Here is a 15,245-nt window from a genome sequence, read left to right on the forward strand (position 1 = left end):
ACCCCGGGACGCGGGTGTCGCCGGGCCTCACAACGGCACGTCCGCGCGGAACCCGCGGTCGGGGTGGATGAGGGACACGTTCAGCTCGCGCGCCACCACGCCGCGGACGTGCGCGTCGGTCTCGGAGCGCCACATCCGCTCCAAGGCGTCGGTACGCCGCTGCGCTCCCGAGTCGATCACGGAGACCAGCTCGGCTGCTCCGCTCCGCACGCGTGGTTCCGGGTGCTCCAACAGGGCGTAGTGGACGGGGCGTTCGCGCAGCAGAAGGGCTTGGATCCGCTCCAGTTCGCCGTCGTCACGTGGGCCGCGTGCCGCGGGGCCTCCGTGCCGACGACGCGGAGGCCGGAACCACCGGGGCGGGCCGGGCGTTGAGGGGCGGTCGGGTGATCGTGGGTGGAGGAACGGGTGCGGCTGGAGTCGGTGCGGGTGCGGTACGGGTGCCGGGGCGGGTTCGTGCTGGACGGGGTGACGCTGGAGCTGCCGGGCGGGGTGGTGACGGCCGTGGTCGGTGGGAACGGGTCGGGGAAGTCGACGCTGCTGAGGGTGGCCGCGGGGCTGGTGCGGGCGGACGGCGGGGTGGTGCGCGGGCGGCCCGGGCGGGTGGGGTACGTGCCGGAGCGGCTGCCGGCCGGGCTGCGGCTGTCGGCGCGTTCGTACCTGCGGCACATGGGGCGGATCCAGGGGCTCGGGACCGCCGCCGCGGCCCGGCGCGGCGACGAGCTGCTGGAGCGGTTCGCGCTCGCCGGGGACCCGGAGGCGCCGGTGGCCACCCTGTCGAAGGGGAACGCGCAGAAGGTGGCGCTGGCCCAGGCGCTGCTGGCGGAGCCGGAGTTGCTGGTGCTGGACGAGCCGTGGTCGGGGCTGGACAGCGAGGCGCACCGGGCGCTGGGGGAGTGCCTGGCCGAGCGGCGGGAGGCCGGGGCGGTGGTGCTGCTGACGGAGCACCAGCAGGGGACGGTGGCCGCCACCGCCGACGCCGTGCACCACCTGCGGGGCGGGCGGCTGGCGGCGGAGGAGACGCGCGTGGTGGCGGTGCGGCTCGCGCTGCCCGCGGCGGAGCGGCTGACCTCGCTGGACGGTGTGCGGGCCCACGACGGCGACCGTCTGGAGGTCGACCCCGAGCACGCGGACGCGGTGCTCGCCGAGCTGCTGCGCCGCGGGCACTCGATCCACGAGGTCACCCGGAGCGGAGGGCGGCCCGCATGACCGCCGTCGCCCGCTACGCGCTCGCCGACTTCCTCCGCTCGCAGCGCTACCTGCCCCAACTGGTGCTCTACCTGGCCCTGCTGGCCGTGCTGCACGCCGTGCCCGGGCCGGTCCTCCAGGGGTACGGGGCCTCGGCCGGCGCGCTGCTGCCCGTCACGGTCTGGTTGGCGCTGGTGCTGCACAACACCGAGGACCCGCTCCAGGCCGCCGTCACCGCCGTCAACGCGGGCGGCCGCACCCGCGCCCTGCTCGGCCGCACCGCCGCCGCCGTGCTCTGCGGCCTGGCCCTGGCCGCCGTCGCGCTGGTCTGGCCGATGGCGGCGGGCGGGACGCTCCACACCGCGACGGAACTGACGGAGGGTCTGCTCGCCCACACCACCGCCGTCCTGACCGGCACCGCCCTCGGCGGGCTCTGCGCCCGGCCGGTGATCCGCCGCCCCGGCCACGCCTTCGCGACCGCAGCGGTGCTCAGCCTCACCGCCCTGGTCAGCCGCACCGCGAGCCCGGTGAACGGGACCGTCCGCCTGCTCAGTGCGGCCCCGCCCGCCCCGTCCACCGCCACCCTGCTGGCACTCACCGCCTGGGCCGCCGCGCTGCTGGCCGTCCTCACCGCCGCCACCGGCTGGCTTGCCGCTCGCCGCCGCTGACTCGAACTGATCGGCAATGGGACGGGCGCGTGGTGGTGCGCCCGGGGCGCGGGGCTCTGCTGATCTGCGGCTCCGCCGCGGGGCGCGCGGGGGAACGGCAACACGGGCAACCGGCTCGGATGCCCCGATCCCGCGCTGGTCCGCCTTCCGTACTCGCGCCCCACGGCGGAGCCGCAGATCAGCAGAGCCTCGCGCCCCTGCGGCGCACTCCCCGGTCGCCGGCCGGTCTCATGGCCGGGTGGCGCGCTCCAGGTCGAGCAGGACGGAGTGGTAGGGCCGGCCGGTGGCGTGCTCCATGCCGACCTCGCACATCCGGTTGGCCGAGACGTGGGTGGAGAACTGGCGGGCCGTCACCTCGGCGGCCTCGCGGGCGGTGGCGGACTCGGTCAGTTCGCGGTGCAGCATGCCCCGGTCGCCCGCGAAGGCGCAGCAGCCGGCGTCGTCGGGGACGACCACCTCGTCCGCGCAGGCCTCGGCCACCGCCCGGAGCTCGGCCTCGTCGCCGAGGTGCCGCATCGAGCAGGTGGGGTGGAGCACGGCGGAGTCCACGGTGCGCAGCACGGTCAGCGAGGGGAGCAGCTCGGCGGCCCACACGATCGAGTCCACCACCGTGAGTTCGGCGTGGAGTTCGCGGTTGAGGTCGGTGAGGTAGGGGACCACCTCGTGGGCGATGCCGAGGGTGCAGGAGGAGGCGTCCACGATCAGCGGCCGCTTGCCGCCGCCGGTCCAGCCCCAGGCGGCCTCGACGATCCGGTTGGCCATCAGGACGTTGCCCTCCTCGTAGCCCTTGGAGTGCCAGATGGTGGCGCAGCAGGTGCCGGCCACGTCGTCCGGGATCCAGACCGGACGCCCGGCCCGCTCGGAGACGGCGACCAGGGCCTCGGGCAGGGTGGGGCCCTTGTGGTCGGCCGGCTCGCCGAAGATGCGGTTGACGCAGGCGGGGTAGTAGACGGCTGCGGCGCCGACCCGGGAGGTCGGCGGCATCCGGCGGGTGGCGGCGCCGGGGATCTCGGGCAGCCACTCGGGCACCAGATCGGGCCGGACGGCCTTGCGGGCGGCCTCGGTGACGGTGGCCAGCAGCCGGTCGGAGATCCGTTCCGCGGCGCCGACCGCGAGCCGGGCGGAGGCCTCGACCTGCTTGTAGCGGGCGGCCAGCAGGGCGGCGGTGCGCTCCTCGCGCGGGGTGTGGCGCCGGTGCCGGAAGTCCTTCATCATGGCGCCGGTGTCGATGCCGACGGGGCAGGCCAGCTTGCAGGTGGAGTCGCCGGCGCAGGTGTCCACGGCGTCGTAGCCGTAGGCGTCGAGCAGCTCCACGGCGACCGGGGAGGAGTCCGGTTGGCGCATCAACTCTCGGCGCAGCACGATCCGTTGGCGGGGCGTGGTGGTGAGGTCGGCGCTCGGGCAGGTGGGCTCGCAGAAGCCGCACTCGATGCAGGGGTCGGCCACCGGCTCGATCCGGGGGATGGTCTTGAGGCCGCGCAGGTGGCCCAGCGGGTCGCGGTCCAGCACCACCCTGGGCGCCAGGATGCCCTGCGGGTCGAGGAGTTGCTTGGTGCGCCACATCAACTCGGTGGCCTGCGGCCCCCATTCGAGCTCCAGGAACGGCGCGATGTTGCGCCCGGTGGCGTGCTCGGCCTTCAGCGAGCCGTCGAAGCGCTCCACGGTGAGCTCGCAGAACGCGGCCATGAAGGCGGCGTAGCGGTCCAGGTCGCCCTGGTCGGCCGGGTCGAAGGAGAGCAGGAAGTGCAGGTTGCCGTGGGCCGCGTGGCCGGCCACGGCGGCGTCGAAGCCGTGCTCGGCCTGGAGCTCCAGCAGGGCCTCGCAGGCCTCGGCCAGCCGGGACGGCGGCACCGCGAAGTCCTCGGTGAGCAGGGTGGTGCCGGGCGGCCGGGCCGAGCCGATCGCGGTGACGAAGGCCTTGCGTGCCTTCCAGTACCCGGCCACGGTGGCGGCGTCCCGGGTGAACGTGTTGGTCACCGAGGCGGCGGGGGTGGCCAGTTGGAGTTTGCCGAGCAGCTCGGCGGCCCGGGCCTCGGCGGTGGCCAGCGAGACCTCGTCGGGGGCGCGGAACTCCACCAGCAGGGCGGCGGTCTCCTTCGGCAGGCCTGCCCAGTCGGCGGGGACCCCTGGCACGGCAGTGGAGGCGCGCAGCGTGTTGCCGTCCATCAGCTCGACCGCCAGCGCGCCGGCCTCGGCGAACAGCGGGACGGCCGCCGCGGCGTCCCGCAGCGAGGGGAAGAAGAGCAGCGCGGCGGAGGCGAGGCGGTGCAGCGGCAGGGTGTCGAAGACCGTCTCGGCGACGAAGCCGAAGGTGCCCTCGGAGCCGACCATCAGGCCGCGCAGGATCCGCACCGGGGTGTCGCCGTCGAGGAAGGCGTCCAGCCGGTAGCCGTTGGTGTTCTTGATCTCGTACTTGGCGCGGATCCGCGCCACCAGCGCCGGGTCGGCCTCGATCTCCGCCTTGAGGGCCAACAGGCCCGCGCAGAGCGCCGGTTCGCGCTCCGCCAGCCGCCTGTCGGCCTCCGGGTCGGCGGTGTCGACCACGGTGCCGGACGGCAGCACGACGGTGAGCGACGCCAGGGTGCGGTAGGAGTTGCGGGTGGTGCCGGCGGTCATGCCGGAGGCGTTGTTGGCCACCACGCCGCCGATGGTGGCGGCGATGGCACTGGCCGGGTCGGGGCCGAGCACCCGGCCGTGCCGGGCCAGCGCGGCGTTGGCGCGGGCCACCGTGGTGCCGGGACGGATCCGGGCCCGTTCGCCCTCGACGGTGATCCCGGCCCAGTGCCGGCGCACGTCCACCAGCACGTCCTCGCCCTGTGCCTGCCCGTTGAGGCTGGTGCCGCCCGCCCGGAGCACCACCTGGCGGCCCTTCCGGTGGGCGTAGGCGAAGACGGCCGAGACGTCCGCGACCGTCTCGGCGATCACCACCACCTGCGGCACGAAGCGGTACGGGCTGGCGTCCGAGGCGTACCGGACCAGGTCGGAGACCTTGCTCAGCACCTTGCCGGGCCCGAGCAGCGCGACCAGGTCCTCCCGGAGTCCGGCCGGGGTGCCCTCCGCCCGCGCGTCGGCCACCCGGTCACCCGCCGGGGTGGTCGGTGCGGCGGGCCTCAGCGCCCGCGGGTCCGGCTCCAGCAGCGGCATGACGCGACACCCTCTCCTCGTCCCGAACGGCTCCGTCCATCTCTACACGAGGGCGGGCCGGGCACCAACGCGCCCGGCCGACCGCCCCGTTCGAGGTGTGGCGCGCGCACGGTGGTGCCAAGCTCGGTTCTGTCCCACCGAGCCGCGACAGAAACGGGCAGCACCATGCCTACGATGATCTTCGTCAATCTCCCCGTGCGTGACCTCGACCGCTCGCTCGCCTTCTTCAAGGCGATGGGGTACTCGCACAACCCGCAGTTCACCGACGAGACGGCCGCCTGTCTGGTCATCAGCGACAGCATCTTCGTGATGCTGCTGACCGAGACGAAGTTCAAGGAGTTCACGAAGAAGCAACTGGCGGACACGAACACCACCACCGAGGTGATCCTCGCCCTCAGCGCGGAGAGCCGGGAGCAGGTGGACGAGGTGGTGACCAAGGCCATCGCGGCCGGGGCCGGTCCGGCCAACGACCCGATGGACCTCGGCTTCATGTACAGCCGCAGCTTCCATGACCTGGACGGCCACCAGTGGGAGTACGTCTGGATGGACGAGAACGCGGAGCCCCCGCACGAAGGCTGACCCGACGGACGAGGGCTGACCCGACGGACCGTCAGGGGGCGAGCACGACCTTGCCCAGGTTGGCCCGGGCCTCGATCAGCGCGTGCGCCCGGGCCGCCTGGGCCAGCGGCAGGCGCGCGTGCACGGCGGCCCGCAGCCGGCCGGCCAGCGCCAGCTCCCAGAGCTGCTCGCCGTGCTCGCGGTACAGCTCCGGCCGGGTGCGCACGAAGCGGGACATCGAGAGGCCGGTGACGGTCTTGCCGCCGGCCAGCAGGTCGTAGGCGGGCAGGGAGCCGCCGCCGGAGGAGAAGTAGACCATCCGGCCGCCGGGCACCACCGCGTCCAGCGCCCGGGGGAGCAGCTCGCCGCCGACCCCGTCCAGCACCACGTCGGCCGGATCGCCCCACTTCTCGTCGGCGTACGACACCACCTCGTCGGCGCCCAGGCCGCGGACGAAGTCGGCCTTGGCCTCCGAGCTCACCGCGGCCACCACCCGGCGCACCCCGCGCAGCTTGGCCAGCTGCACCAGCAGGTGCCCGACGCCGCCGGCCGCGGCGGTCACCAGGACCGACTCCTCGGGCAGCGGTGCGGCGGTGGCCAGCACGGCCAGCGCCACCTGGCCGTTGCGGCGCAGCGCCAGCGCCTGCTCGGTCTCCAGCTTCGGCGGGATCCGCTCCGTCATGGCGACCGGGACGACGGCCAGTTCGGCGTACGCCTCGCCGAAGGCGAGCGAGACCACCCGCTCGCCGATCGCGAAGCCCTCGACCCCGGGGCCGCCCGCGACCACCCGGCCGGCCACCTCGCCGCCGATCACCCCGGCGCCCTCCGGCAGCGGTCCGGCCGCGCCGGCGCCGCGCACCTTGCGGACGCCGGGGAGGCTGACGCCGATCACCTCGGTGCGCACAAGCAGCTCGCCGGGGCCGGGCTCGGGCACCTCGCCGCGCTCGACCCTGAGCACCTCCGGGGCCCCGTACGCGTGGAAGCGGACCCGTCGCATCAGGACCTCCCGGGTGCTGTTCGTTGGTGTACCCAACGGATTCGTCGGCGACCCCACGGTATACCCAGATCATGGGGAGGTCCAACGATCATCGGGCTAGGCTTGTCACGTGAACCAACCACCGCAGGCCCCCGACGCGATCCGGACCCTCCCGAGCTGGCTGCTCGGCCGGGCGTCGGCCCGGGGCCACCGGCTGGTCGGCGAAGCGCTGGCCCTGGCGGGCCTGCGGATGCCGCAGTACGCGGTGCTGGCCGCCGTCGCCGAACTGGCGCCCGTCTCCCAGGCCGAGCTCAGCCGCAGCACCGGGATCGACCCGAAGGACATGGTCGCCCTGGTCGGCGAGCTCCAGGAGGACGGACTGGTCGAGCGGGCACCCGACACCCGGGACCGGCGCAAGAACGTCATCACCCTCGCCCCGGCCGGGGTCCGGCGGCTGCGCCGCGGCGACCAGCTCTGCCGCGAGGCCAACGACGAACTCACCGTCGCCCTCAGCTCGTCCGAGCGGGAGCAGCTGGCGGAGCTGCTGGCCCGGCTGGTCCGCTCCGGCGAGCTCTGAGCGGCCGACCCGCGCGGGGGCGTCACGCTCGACCGGGAGCCGGGAGCCGGGAGCCGGGAGCCGGGAGCCGGGAGCCGGGAGCCGGGAGCCGGGAGCCGGCGCGGCCCGCCGGTGCCCGTGCACCTCGGCTCGTGCCCGGTGGTCGCCGCACCGCTCCGTCACGCCCGTGCTCCCCGTCGCTGCGGCCCGGGCCCGGGTCAGCCCAGGTAGCCGGCGAGCCGTGCGGCGTCGGCGCGGAGCTGCGCGGCCTGTTCGTCGCGGCCCAACCGCTCGTACTCGGCGGCCGCGCCCTCCCGTTCGGCGAGCTCGGCCCGGACGATCGCCGCCACGTCCGCCTCGGTGAGCTGGCGGCGCTCGGCCTCGGCGGCGCCGACCCCGACCGGCAGCAGCTCGACGGCCAGCGGGCCGGTGGGCTCCGGCACCGCCACCGCCTCGGCGTTCTCGATCGCGGCCAGGGTGGCGCGCAGCACGGACGCGGCGGCGCGGTCACGGGCCTTCAGGGCGGTGGTCAGGTCGGAGCGCAGCCGCTCGCGGAGCGGGGCGGGGGTGGAGTGGGTCGACATACCGTCAGACCCTAGGCAGCGGGCGGGCGCCGAAGCGAGCGGGTTTCGGGCGGCCGGATCCGCGGCGGCGCGAGGGTGTCCGCCAGGGGTACCGGGTCACCCGGTCCGCCGTCTGCGGTGGCGGCCCGCGGCGCGGGGCCCAAGGCTGGCGGTACCTGTCAGCCCGAACGCCCGCCAGCCCGAACGGGAGGCCGTGTGTCCGCCACCGCCGTCGCCGAAGCGTCCAAGGCGCCACCGGCGCTGAGCCGCCGTCAGACCAACGTGGTCTTCGCGACCATCGTGCTCGGCATGCTGATGGCCGCACTGGACCAGACGATCGTCTCCACCGCGTTGCCCACCATCGTGGCCGAGCTGGGCGGCGGCGGGCACATGGCCTGGGTGGTGACGGCGTACCTGCTGGCCGAGACGGTGGCCACCGTGCTGGTCGGCAAGTTCGGCGACCTGTTCGGCCGCAAGATCGTCTTCCAGGTCAGCGCGGTGGTCTTCGTCGCCGGCTCGGTGGTCTCCGGCGCGGCCAACGGCATGCTGCTGCTGATCGTCGGCCGGGCCGTCCAGGGCATCGGCGGCGGCGGGCTGATGGTCACCGCGATGGCGCTGATCGCCGACGTGATCCCGCTGCGCGAGCGCGGCAAGTACCAGGGTGCGCTGGGGGCGGTCTTCGGCGTGACCACGGTGGTCGGTCCGACCCTGGGCGGGCTCTTCACCGACCACGCCTCCTGGCGCTGGTGCTTCTACGTCAACGTGCCGATCGCGGTCGTGATGGTGGTGATGGCGGCCCGGACCATCCCGTCGGTACGGGCGGCGGTCAAGCCGATGATCGACTACGCGGGCATCGTCCTGGTCGCGCTCGGCGCCTCCGGGCTGGTGCTCGGCCTGGAGTGGGGCGGCAACGAGTACGCCTGGGGATCGCCGGTGATCATCGGGCTGTTCGCGGGCTCGGTGCTGCTGCTGGTGGCCTTCGTGGTGGTGGAGCTCCGGGCCGAGGAGCCGATGCTCCCGATGCACCTCTTCCGGAACTCGGTGTTCACGGTCTGCTCGATCCTCTCCTTCATCGTCGGCTTCGCGATGCTCGGCGCGATGACGTACCTGCCGACCTACCTGCAGTTCGTGGACGGGGTCTCGGCCACCATGTCGGGCGTGCGGACGCTGCCGATGGTGGCCGGCCTGCTGGGCACCTCGATGCTCTCCGGCGTGGTGGTGAGCCGGACGGGCAGGTACCGGATCTTCCCGATCCTGGGCACCGGCGTGATGGCGGTCGGCCTCTGGATGATGTCCACCATGGGCCCGGGCACCGGGGTCTGGCTGGAGTCGCTGTACATGCTGGTGCTCGGCCTCGGCATCGGGCTGGCCATGCAGGTGCTCACCATCGCGGTGCAGAACACCGTGCCGTACCACGAACTCGGCACCGCCACCTCGGGCGTGACCTTCTTCCGTACGCTGGGCAGCTCCTTCGGGACGGCGGTCTTCGGCACGCTGTTCAGCAGTCAGCTGACGCCCAATCTGGCGAAGGCGGCCGCCGAGCAGCCCTCGGTGCCGCCGGCCGCCGTGCAGAGCCCGGCCGGGCTGGACGCCCTGCCCGCGGAGCAGGCCGCGCCCTTCATCACCGCGTACGCGGACACGGTGAACTACGTCTTCCAGTGGGTGGTGCCGGTCGCCCTGGTCGGCTTCGTGGTCGCCTGGTTCCTCAAGGAGGTCCCGCTGCGCGACAGCGCCCGCGCCGGGGCCGGGGACATCGGCGAGGGCTTCGGCGCGCCGGATTCGGCCGACGCGGACCGGCAGCTGGAGCGGGCGGTCTCCAACCTGCTGCGCAAGACCAAGGGACGGCAGGCGGTCAAGGAGCGGATCCTCGCGGACTCCGGCACCGCGCTGACGCCCGGTCAGGCCTGGGCGGTCGGGCAGGTGTACTGGCGCGGCCGGTACGGCGGGGGAGCGGACGTGGAGTCGATCGCGGTCGCCCACCACGTACCGGGCGAGGTGCTGGAGCCGGCCTTCGAGAAGGTGGTGGACAGCGGTCACGTGGCGGCCTCGGACGGGCGGCTCAGCCTCACCCCGGCCGGGCAGGCCGAGGTGGACCGGATCGGCGAGGCCTGGCGCCAGTGGCTGGGCCACCACCTGGACGACTGGGACGTCACCGATCCGGAGGACCGGGCCCGGCTGGACCGGGCGATCGAGACCATGGCGGCCCGGCTCTACCAGGAGGAGCAGGAACACGCCACGGTGTGACGGGGCGGGCGGGCTCCGAGGGCGCATGATCGTGCCATGGAACGACTGGAGCTGACCCACGAGCCCGCCGCCTACGCCTGCATGATGGTCCGCCGCCCGGCGGCGGAGGTATTCGCGGCCTTCGCCGACCCGGCGGTGACCACCCGGGTCTGGTACACCCGCAGCAGCGGGCCGATGGCCGAGGGCGCCGAGCTGACCTGGGAGTGGGCCACCTACGGGGTCTCGGTCGAGGTCCGGGTCCGTGAGGTGGTCGACCACCGGATGATCCGCTTCGAGTGGGGCAACTACGACCAGCCGACCAGCGTCGAGCTGACCTTCACCCCGCGCACGGCGGACACCACCTTCGTGGAGGTCACCGAGACCGGCTTCCAGGGCAGCGGCGACGAGGCCGTGCGGTGGGTGAACGACACGGTGGGCGGTTTCACCACGGTGCTGTGCGCGGTCAAGGCGCTGCTGGAGCACGGCATCGAGCTGAACGCGGTGCCGGACCACCACCCCGCGGGGGAGTGAGCCCCCCCGCCGACCGGCGGAGGGACCGTCCGTCCCGGCCGGGACCAAGGTCCGCGCGACACGGGCCGGACGGCGCCCCGCCCCGGCCGGACGTCACCCTAGCGTTGAAGGGGTGCACCGATCCGTGCACGGACGACGGACCGGAGGACCCCGCATGACCGACCTCGACTGGCAGCCCGGCGACGTGGTGATCGACGCCGCCGGAGACGTCTGGACCAGGACCGAGGGCCCGGCCGCCGGGTGGAGCTACCCCGGCGGCGAGCCCGGTGCGGCGGTCGAGCCGCTCACCCTGCTGCTCCGCTCGGGGCGGGTGGCGGTGCTGTCGGCGGTGGGGCCGACCGCGCGCTGACCGTGCGCCCGCGGTGTGCCCACCGTTGACACTTTTGACATCCCTCTGTAACTCTTGGCGCACCCTCACGCAAAAACTGAACAAGCAGCGATCAAATTCTCGACTCCCACCCCCACCTACTGCAGAGACAGAGGGACGTCATGAGATCGAATCGCATACTCCCGCGACTGACGGCGACGTCGGTCGCGGTGGGCATGCTGCTGCTCGCCGGGCCCGTCCTGCCGACCCACGCGGCGGGCGGGCCCAACCTCGCCGCCGGGCGGACGGTGACCGCGAGCAGTGCCAACGGCCAGTACGTGGCCGGGAACGTCAACGACGGGAACCAGGCCAGCTACTGGGAGAGCGGCAACGGCGCGCTCCCGCAGTGGGTCCAGGTGGACCTCGGCGCCGCCGCCTCGATCGACCAGGTGGCGCTCAAGCTGCCGGCCGGCTGGGGGAGCCGCAGCGAGACGCTGGCGGTGCTCGGCTCGACCGACGGCTCCGCCTTCTCGGCGATCGTGGCCTCGGCGGCCTACACCTTCGATCCGGCCGCCGGGAACACCGTCCGGATCAACTTCCCGGCCACCAATGCCCGTTGGGTCCGCATCCAGGTCGCGGCGAACACCGCCTGGCCGGCCGCCCAGTTCTCCGAGTTCGAGGTCTACGGCGCCGCCACCGCCTCGGCCGACCTGCTCCGGGGCCGCACCCTGACGGCGAGCAGTGCCAACGGCCAGTACGGGGCCGGGAACGTCAACGACGCCAACCAGGCCAGCTACTGGGAGAGTTCGTCCAACGCCTTCCCGCAGTGGATCCAGGGCGACCTGGGCGCCGCCACGCAGGTCAACCGCCTGGTGCTCAAGCTGCCGGCCGGCTGGGAGCAGCGCAGCCAGACCGTCAAGGTGCAGGGCTCCACCGACGGCAGTTCCTTCACCGACCTGCTGGCCCAGGCCGCCTACAGCTTCGACCCGGCGGCGGGCAACGTCGTCACGGTCTCGCTGCCCACCGCGACCACCCGCTACCTGCGGCTGCTGTTCACCGCCAACTCCGCCTGGCCGGCCGCCCAGCTGTCGGAGTTCGAGGCGTACGGCCCGGTCGGCGGCGACACCCAGGCTCCCACCGCCCCGGCCGACCTGACGTACAGCCAGCCCGAGGCCGGCAAGATCCGGCTGGCCTGGACGGCCGCCACCGACAACGTCGGGGTGACCGGGTACGACGTGTACGCCAACGGGGCGCTGCTCGGCTCCGTCGCGGCCGGCGTGCTGACCTACACCGACACCCGCCCGGCCACCGAGAGCGTCACCTACACCGTGCGGGCCAAGGACGCGGCGGGCAACCAGTCCAACCCGAGTGCCCCGGTCACCCGTCCCGGGGAGAACCCCGGCGACACCGTGAAGCCGACCGCGCCCGGGAACCTCGCCTACACCGAGCCCGCCGCCGGGCAGATCCGGCTGAGCTGGGACGCGGCAACCGACAACGTCGGGGTGACGGGCTACGAGGTCTACGCCGACGGGCAGTTGAAGGCGAGCACGGCCGCCACCGTCCGCACCTTCACCGACAGTCAGCCCGCCTCCGCCACCGTGACCTACACGGTGCGGGCCAAGGACGCGGCGGGCAACCTCTCCGACCCGAGCGCCGCCGTGACCCGCCCCGGCGACCCGGGCACCCCCGGCTCCAACCTGGCGGGCGGCAAGCCGATCGAGGCATCCGGGCAGGCCTGGACCTTCGCGCCGGCCAACGCCAACGACAACAACACCGCCACCTACTGGGAGGGGAACGCCGGCGCGTACCCCAACACCCTGACGGTGAAGCTGGGTTCGGACGCCGACCTGCAGCGCATCGTGCTCAAGCTCAACCCCGACGCCGCCTGGGGTGCCCGCACCCAGAACGTCCAGGTGCTCGGCCGGGCCGACGGCGCCACCGGCTTCACCAGCCTCAAGGCCGCCGCCGACTACCGCTTCGACCCGGCGAGCGGGGCCAACACGGTGACCATCCCGGTCACCGGCCGGGCCTCCGAGGTCCAGCTGAGGATCACCTCCAACTCCGGTGCGCCAGCCGGGCAGGTGGCCGAGTACCAGGTCATCGGCACCCCCGCGCCCAACCCCGACCTCACCGTCACCGACGTCTCCTGGACCCCGCAGACGCCGAACGAGACCACCGCGATCACGCTGCGGGCCACGGTGAAGAACGTCGGCAACCTGCCCTCGCCCGCCGACACCGTCGACTTCCTGCTCGGCGGCGCGCTGGCCGACAGCGTCGCCCTCCCGGCGCTGGCCGCAGGGGAGTCGGTGACCGTCTCGAAGTCCATCGGCACCCGCCCGCAGGGCTCCTACCTGCCGAGCGCCCGGGTCGACGCCGACAACTCGGTGCGGGAGCGGAACGAGGACAACAACCTGCTCGCGGCCGCCGGCCCGATCACCGTCACCCAGGCCCCCGGCCCGGACCTGGAGGTCCTGGACGTCACCCCGAACCCGGCCAGCCCGGCCGCCGGTGCGCCCACCTCCTTCACCGTCCAGCTGCGCAACCGGGGCATCGACCCGGCCCCGGCCGGCGTCACCCGACTCACCGTCGGCACCGCCACGCTGAACACCGCCACCCCGGCCGTCGCGGCCGGACAGACCGTCAGCCTGCCGGTCACCGGCACCTGGACGGCGGTCGCCGGCGGCGCGACGATCACCGTCACCGCCGACGCCACCGGCACCGCCGCGGAGACCAACGAGAACAACAACGTGCTCGCCAGGCCGATCGTGGTCGGCCGGGGCGCGGCCGCTCCCTACACCTCCTACGAGGCCGAGGACGGCGCCTACCAGGGCGAGTTGCTCCAGGCCGACGCGGAGCGCACGTTCGGGCACACCAACTTCGCCTCCGAGTCCTCCGGCCGCAAGTCCGTCCGGCTGACCTCCACCGGCCAGTACGTCGAGATCACCTCGACCGTGCCGACCAACTCCATCGTGGTCCGCAACTCCGTCCCGGACGCCCCGGGCGGTGGCGGCGCCGACGCCACGCTGAGCCTCTACGCCAACGGCGTCTTCGTGCAGAAGCTCCAACTCTCCTCCAAGCACAGCTGGTTGTACGGAACCACCGACCAGCCCGAGGGCCTCACCCAGACCCCGCAGGCCGACGGCCGACGGCTCTTCGACGAGGCGCACGCGCTGCTCCCGCAGAGCTACCCGGCCGGCACCAAGCTCCGGCTCCAGAAGGACGGCGGCGACGGCGCGGCCTTCTACGCGATCGACCTGATCGACCTGGAGCAGGTCGCCCCGCCGACCGCCAAGCCGGCCGAGTGCACCTCGATCGCCGACTTCGGCGCCGTGCCGAACGACGGGCTGGACGACACCGCCGCGATCCAGGCCGCCGTGACGGCCGATCAGAACGGCACCATCGCCTGCGTCTGGATCCCGGCCGGCCAGTGGCGCCAGGAGAAGAAGATCCTCACCGACGACCCGCTGAACCGGGGCGCCTACAACCAGGTGGGGATCCGGGACGTGACGATCCGCGGCGCCGGCATGTGGCACTCGCAGCTCTACTCGCTGATCGAGCCGCAGAACGCCACGGGCTCCATCAACCACCCGCACGAGGGCAACTTCGGCTTCGACATCGACGACAACACCCAGATCTCCGACATCGCGATCTTCGGCTCCGGCCGGATCCGCGGCGCCTCGGACGGCTCGGAGGGCGGCGTCGCCCTGAACGGCCGGTTCGGCAGGAACACGAGGATCAGCAACGTCTGGATCGAGCACTCCAACGTCGGCGTCTGGGTCGGCCGCGACTACGACAACATCCCGGACCTGTGGGGCCCGGCGGACGGTCTGCAGTTCAGCGGCATGCGGATCCGCGACACCTACGCGGACGGCATCAACTTCTCCAACGGCACCCGCAACTCCAAGGTCTTCAACTCCACCTTCCGCACCACCGGTGACGACGCGATGGCCGTCTGGGCCAACAAGTACGTCAAGAACACCTCGGTGGACATCGGACACGACAACAGCTTCACCAACAACACCGTCCAACTCCCGTGGCGGGCAACGGGCATCGCGGTCTACGGCGGCTACGGCAACAAGATCGAGAACAACCTGGTCTACGACACCGCCAACTACCCCGGCATCATGCTCGCCACCGACCACGACCCGCTGCCCTTCTCCGGGCAGACGCTGATCGCCAACAACGCGATCGTCCGCAGCGGCGGCGCGTTCTGGAACGAGGACCAGGAGTTCGGCGCGCTCACGCTCTTCGCTGCCAACCAGGACATCCCGGGGGTGGTGATCCGGGACACCGAGATCCTCGACTCCACCTACGACGGCATCCAGTTCAAGACCGGCGGGGGCACCATCCCCGACGTGAAGGTCACCAACGTGCGGATCGAAAGGTCCAACAACGGTGCGGGCATCCTGGCCATGTCCGGGGCCCGCGGCAGCGCGACCCTGACGAACGTGACCGTCGCCAACTCCGCGAAGGGGGACGTGGTCCGCCAGCCCGGCACCACCTTCACCTTCACCAACGGGTAGCCGTCCGTCCC

At 73.3% G+C, this 15,245-nt stretch carries 12 protein-coding genes and 1 pseudogene; 9 read left to right on the forward strand and 4 right to left on the reverse strand.

Annotated features, from left to right (window positions below; genetic code table 11):
- Positions 1-27 precede the first annotated feature (27 nt).
- Positions 28-210, reverse strand: a complete 183-nt coding sequence (locus ACWCYY_RS06305; protein ID WP_449795283.1) for a hypothetical protein — start codon at positions 208-210, stop codon at positions 28-30.
- 183 nt (positions 211-393) lie between these two features.
- Here ACWCYY_RS06305 and ACWCYY_RS06310 point away from each other — a divergent pair, with 183 nt between their 5' ends.
- Complete coding sequence (locus tag ACWCYY_RS06310) at positions 394-1,206, forward strand: ATP-binding cassette domain-containing protein (RefSeq protein ID WP_449795284.1); 813 nt, start codon at positions 394-396, stop codon at positions 1,204-1,206.
- The gene (locus ACWCYY_RS06315; RefSeq protein WP_449795285.1) at positions 1,203-1,853 is read left to right on the forward strand and encodes a hypothetical protein; all 651 of its coding nucleotides are present in this window, start codon (positions 1,203-1,205) and stop codon (positions 1,851-1,853) included. Before ACWCYY_RS06310 ends, ACWCYY_RS06315 begins: the two co-directional genes overlap by 4 nt.
- 228 nt (positions 1,854-2,081) lie before the next feature.
- On the opposite strand, the gene ACWCYY_RS06320 is transcribed toward ACWCYY_RS06315, so the two are convergent.
- On the reverse strand, positions 2,082-4,997 hold the full coding sequence (locus tag ACWCYY_RS06320) for an FAD-binding and (Fe-S)-binding domain-containing protein (protein ID WP_449795286.1): 2,916 nt from the start codon (positions 4,995-4,997) through the stop codon (positions 2,082-2,084).
- 165 nt (positions 4,998-5,162) lie between these two features.
- Here ACWCYY_RS06320 and ACWCYY_RS06325 point away from each other — a divergent pair, with 165 nt between their 5' ends.
- Complete coding sequence (locus tag ACWCYY_RS06325; RefSeq protein ID WP_345281412.1) at positions 5,163-5,576, forward strand: VOC family protein; 414 nt, start codon at positions 5,163-5,165, stop codon at positions 5,574-5,576.
- A 31-nt stretch (positions 5,577-5,607) separates the two neighbouring features.
- Here the strand turns inward: ACWCYY_RS06325 and ACWCYY_RS06330 are convergent, their stop codons facing one another.
- On the reverse strand, positions 5,608-6,552 hold the full coding sequence (locus ACWCYY_RS06330; protein WP_380148603.1) for a quinone oxidoreductase family protein: 945 nt from the start codon (positions 6,550-6,552) through the stop codon (positions 5,608-5,610).
- 109 nt (positions 6,553-6,661) lie between these two features.
- Between ACWCYY_RS06330 and ACWCYY_RS06335 the strand changes: the two genes are divergently transcribed.
- Complete coding sequence (locus ACWCYY_RS06335; protein WP_345281018.1) at positions 6,662-7,108, forward strand: MarR family winged helix-turn-helix transcriptional regulator; 447 nt, start codon at positions 6,662-6,664, stop codon at positions 7,106-7,108.
- A 197-nt stretch (positions 7,109-7,305) separates the two neighbouring features.
- Here the strand turns inward: ACWCYY_RS06335 and ACWCYY_RS06340 are convergent, their stop codons facing one another.
- Complete coding sequence (locus ACWCYY_RS06340) at positions 7,306-7,671, reverse strand: hypothetical protein (protein WP_449795287.1); 366 nt, start codon at positions 7,669-7,671, stop codon at positions 7,306-7,308.
- 195 nt (positions 7,672-7,866) lie between these two features.
- Between ACWCYY_RS06340 and ACWCYY_RS06345 the strand changes: the two genes are divergently transcribed.
- The 5 genes and pseudogenes from ACWCYY_RS06345 (at position 7,867) to ACWCYY_RS06365 (ending at position 15,234) form a co-directional block, all read left to right on the forward strand.
- The gene (locus ACWCYY_RS06345; protein ID WP_449795288.1) at positions 7,867-9,894 is read left to right on the forward strand and encodes a DHA2 family efflux MFS transporter permease subunit; all 2,028 of its coding nucleotides are present in this window, start codon (positions 7,867-7,869) and stop codon (positions 9,892-9,894) included.
- Positions 9,895-9,930: 36 nt separating this feature from the next.
- Positions 9,931-10,404, forward strand: a complete 474-nt coding sequence (locus tag ACWCYY_RS06350; protein WP_449795289.1) for an SRPBCC domain-containing protein — start codon at positions 9,931-9,933, stop codon at positions 10,402-10,404.
- Positions 10,405-10,558: 154 nt separating this feature from the next.
- Positions 10,559-10,753, forward strand: coding sequence for a hypothetical protein (locus ACWCYY_RS06355; RefSeq protein ID WP_449795290.1), 195 nt, complete (start codon positions 10,559-10,561; stop codon positions 10,751-10,753).
- A gap of 194 nt (positions 10,754-10,947) precedes the next feature.
- Positions 10,948-11,793: pseudogene (locus tag ACWCYY_RS06360) on the forward strand (discoidin domain-containing protein); the annotation flags it as partial.
- A gap of 381 nt (positions 11,794-12,174) precedes the next feature.
- Complete coding sequence (locus ACWCYY_RS06365; RefSeq protein WP_449795368.1) at positions 12,175-15,234, forward strand: CARDB domain-containing protein; 3,060 nt, start codon at positions 12,175-12,177, stop codon at positions 15,232-15,234.
- Positions 15,235-15,245 lie beyond the last annotated feature (11 nt).

Source organism: Kitasatospora sp. NPDC001664, from assembly GCF_053596675.1.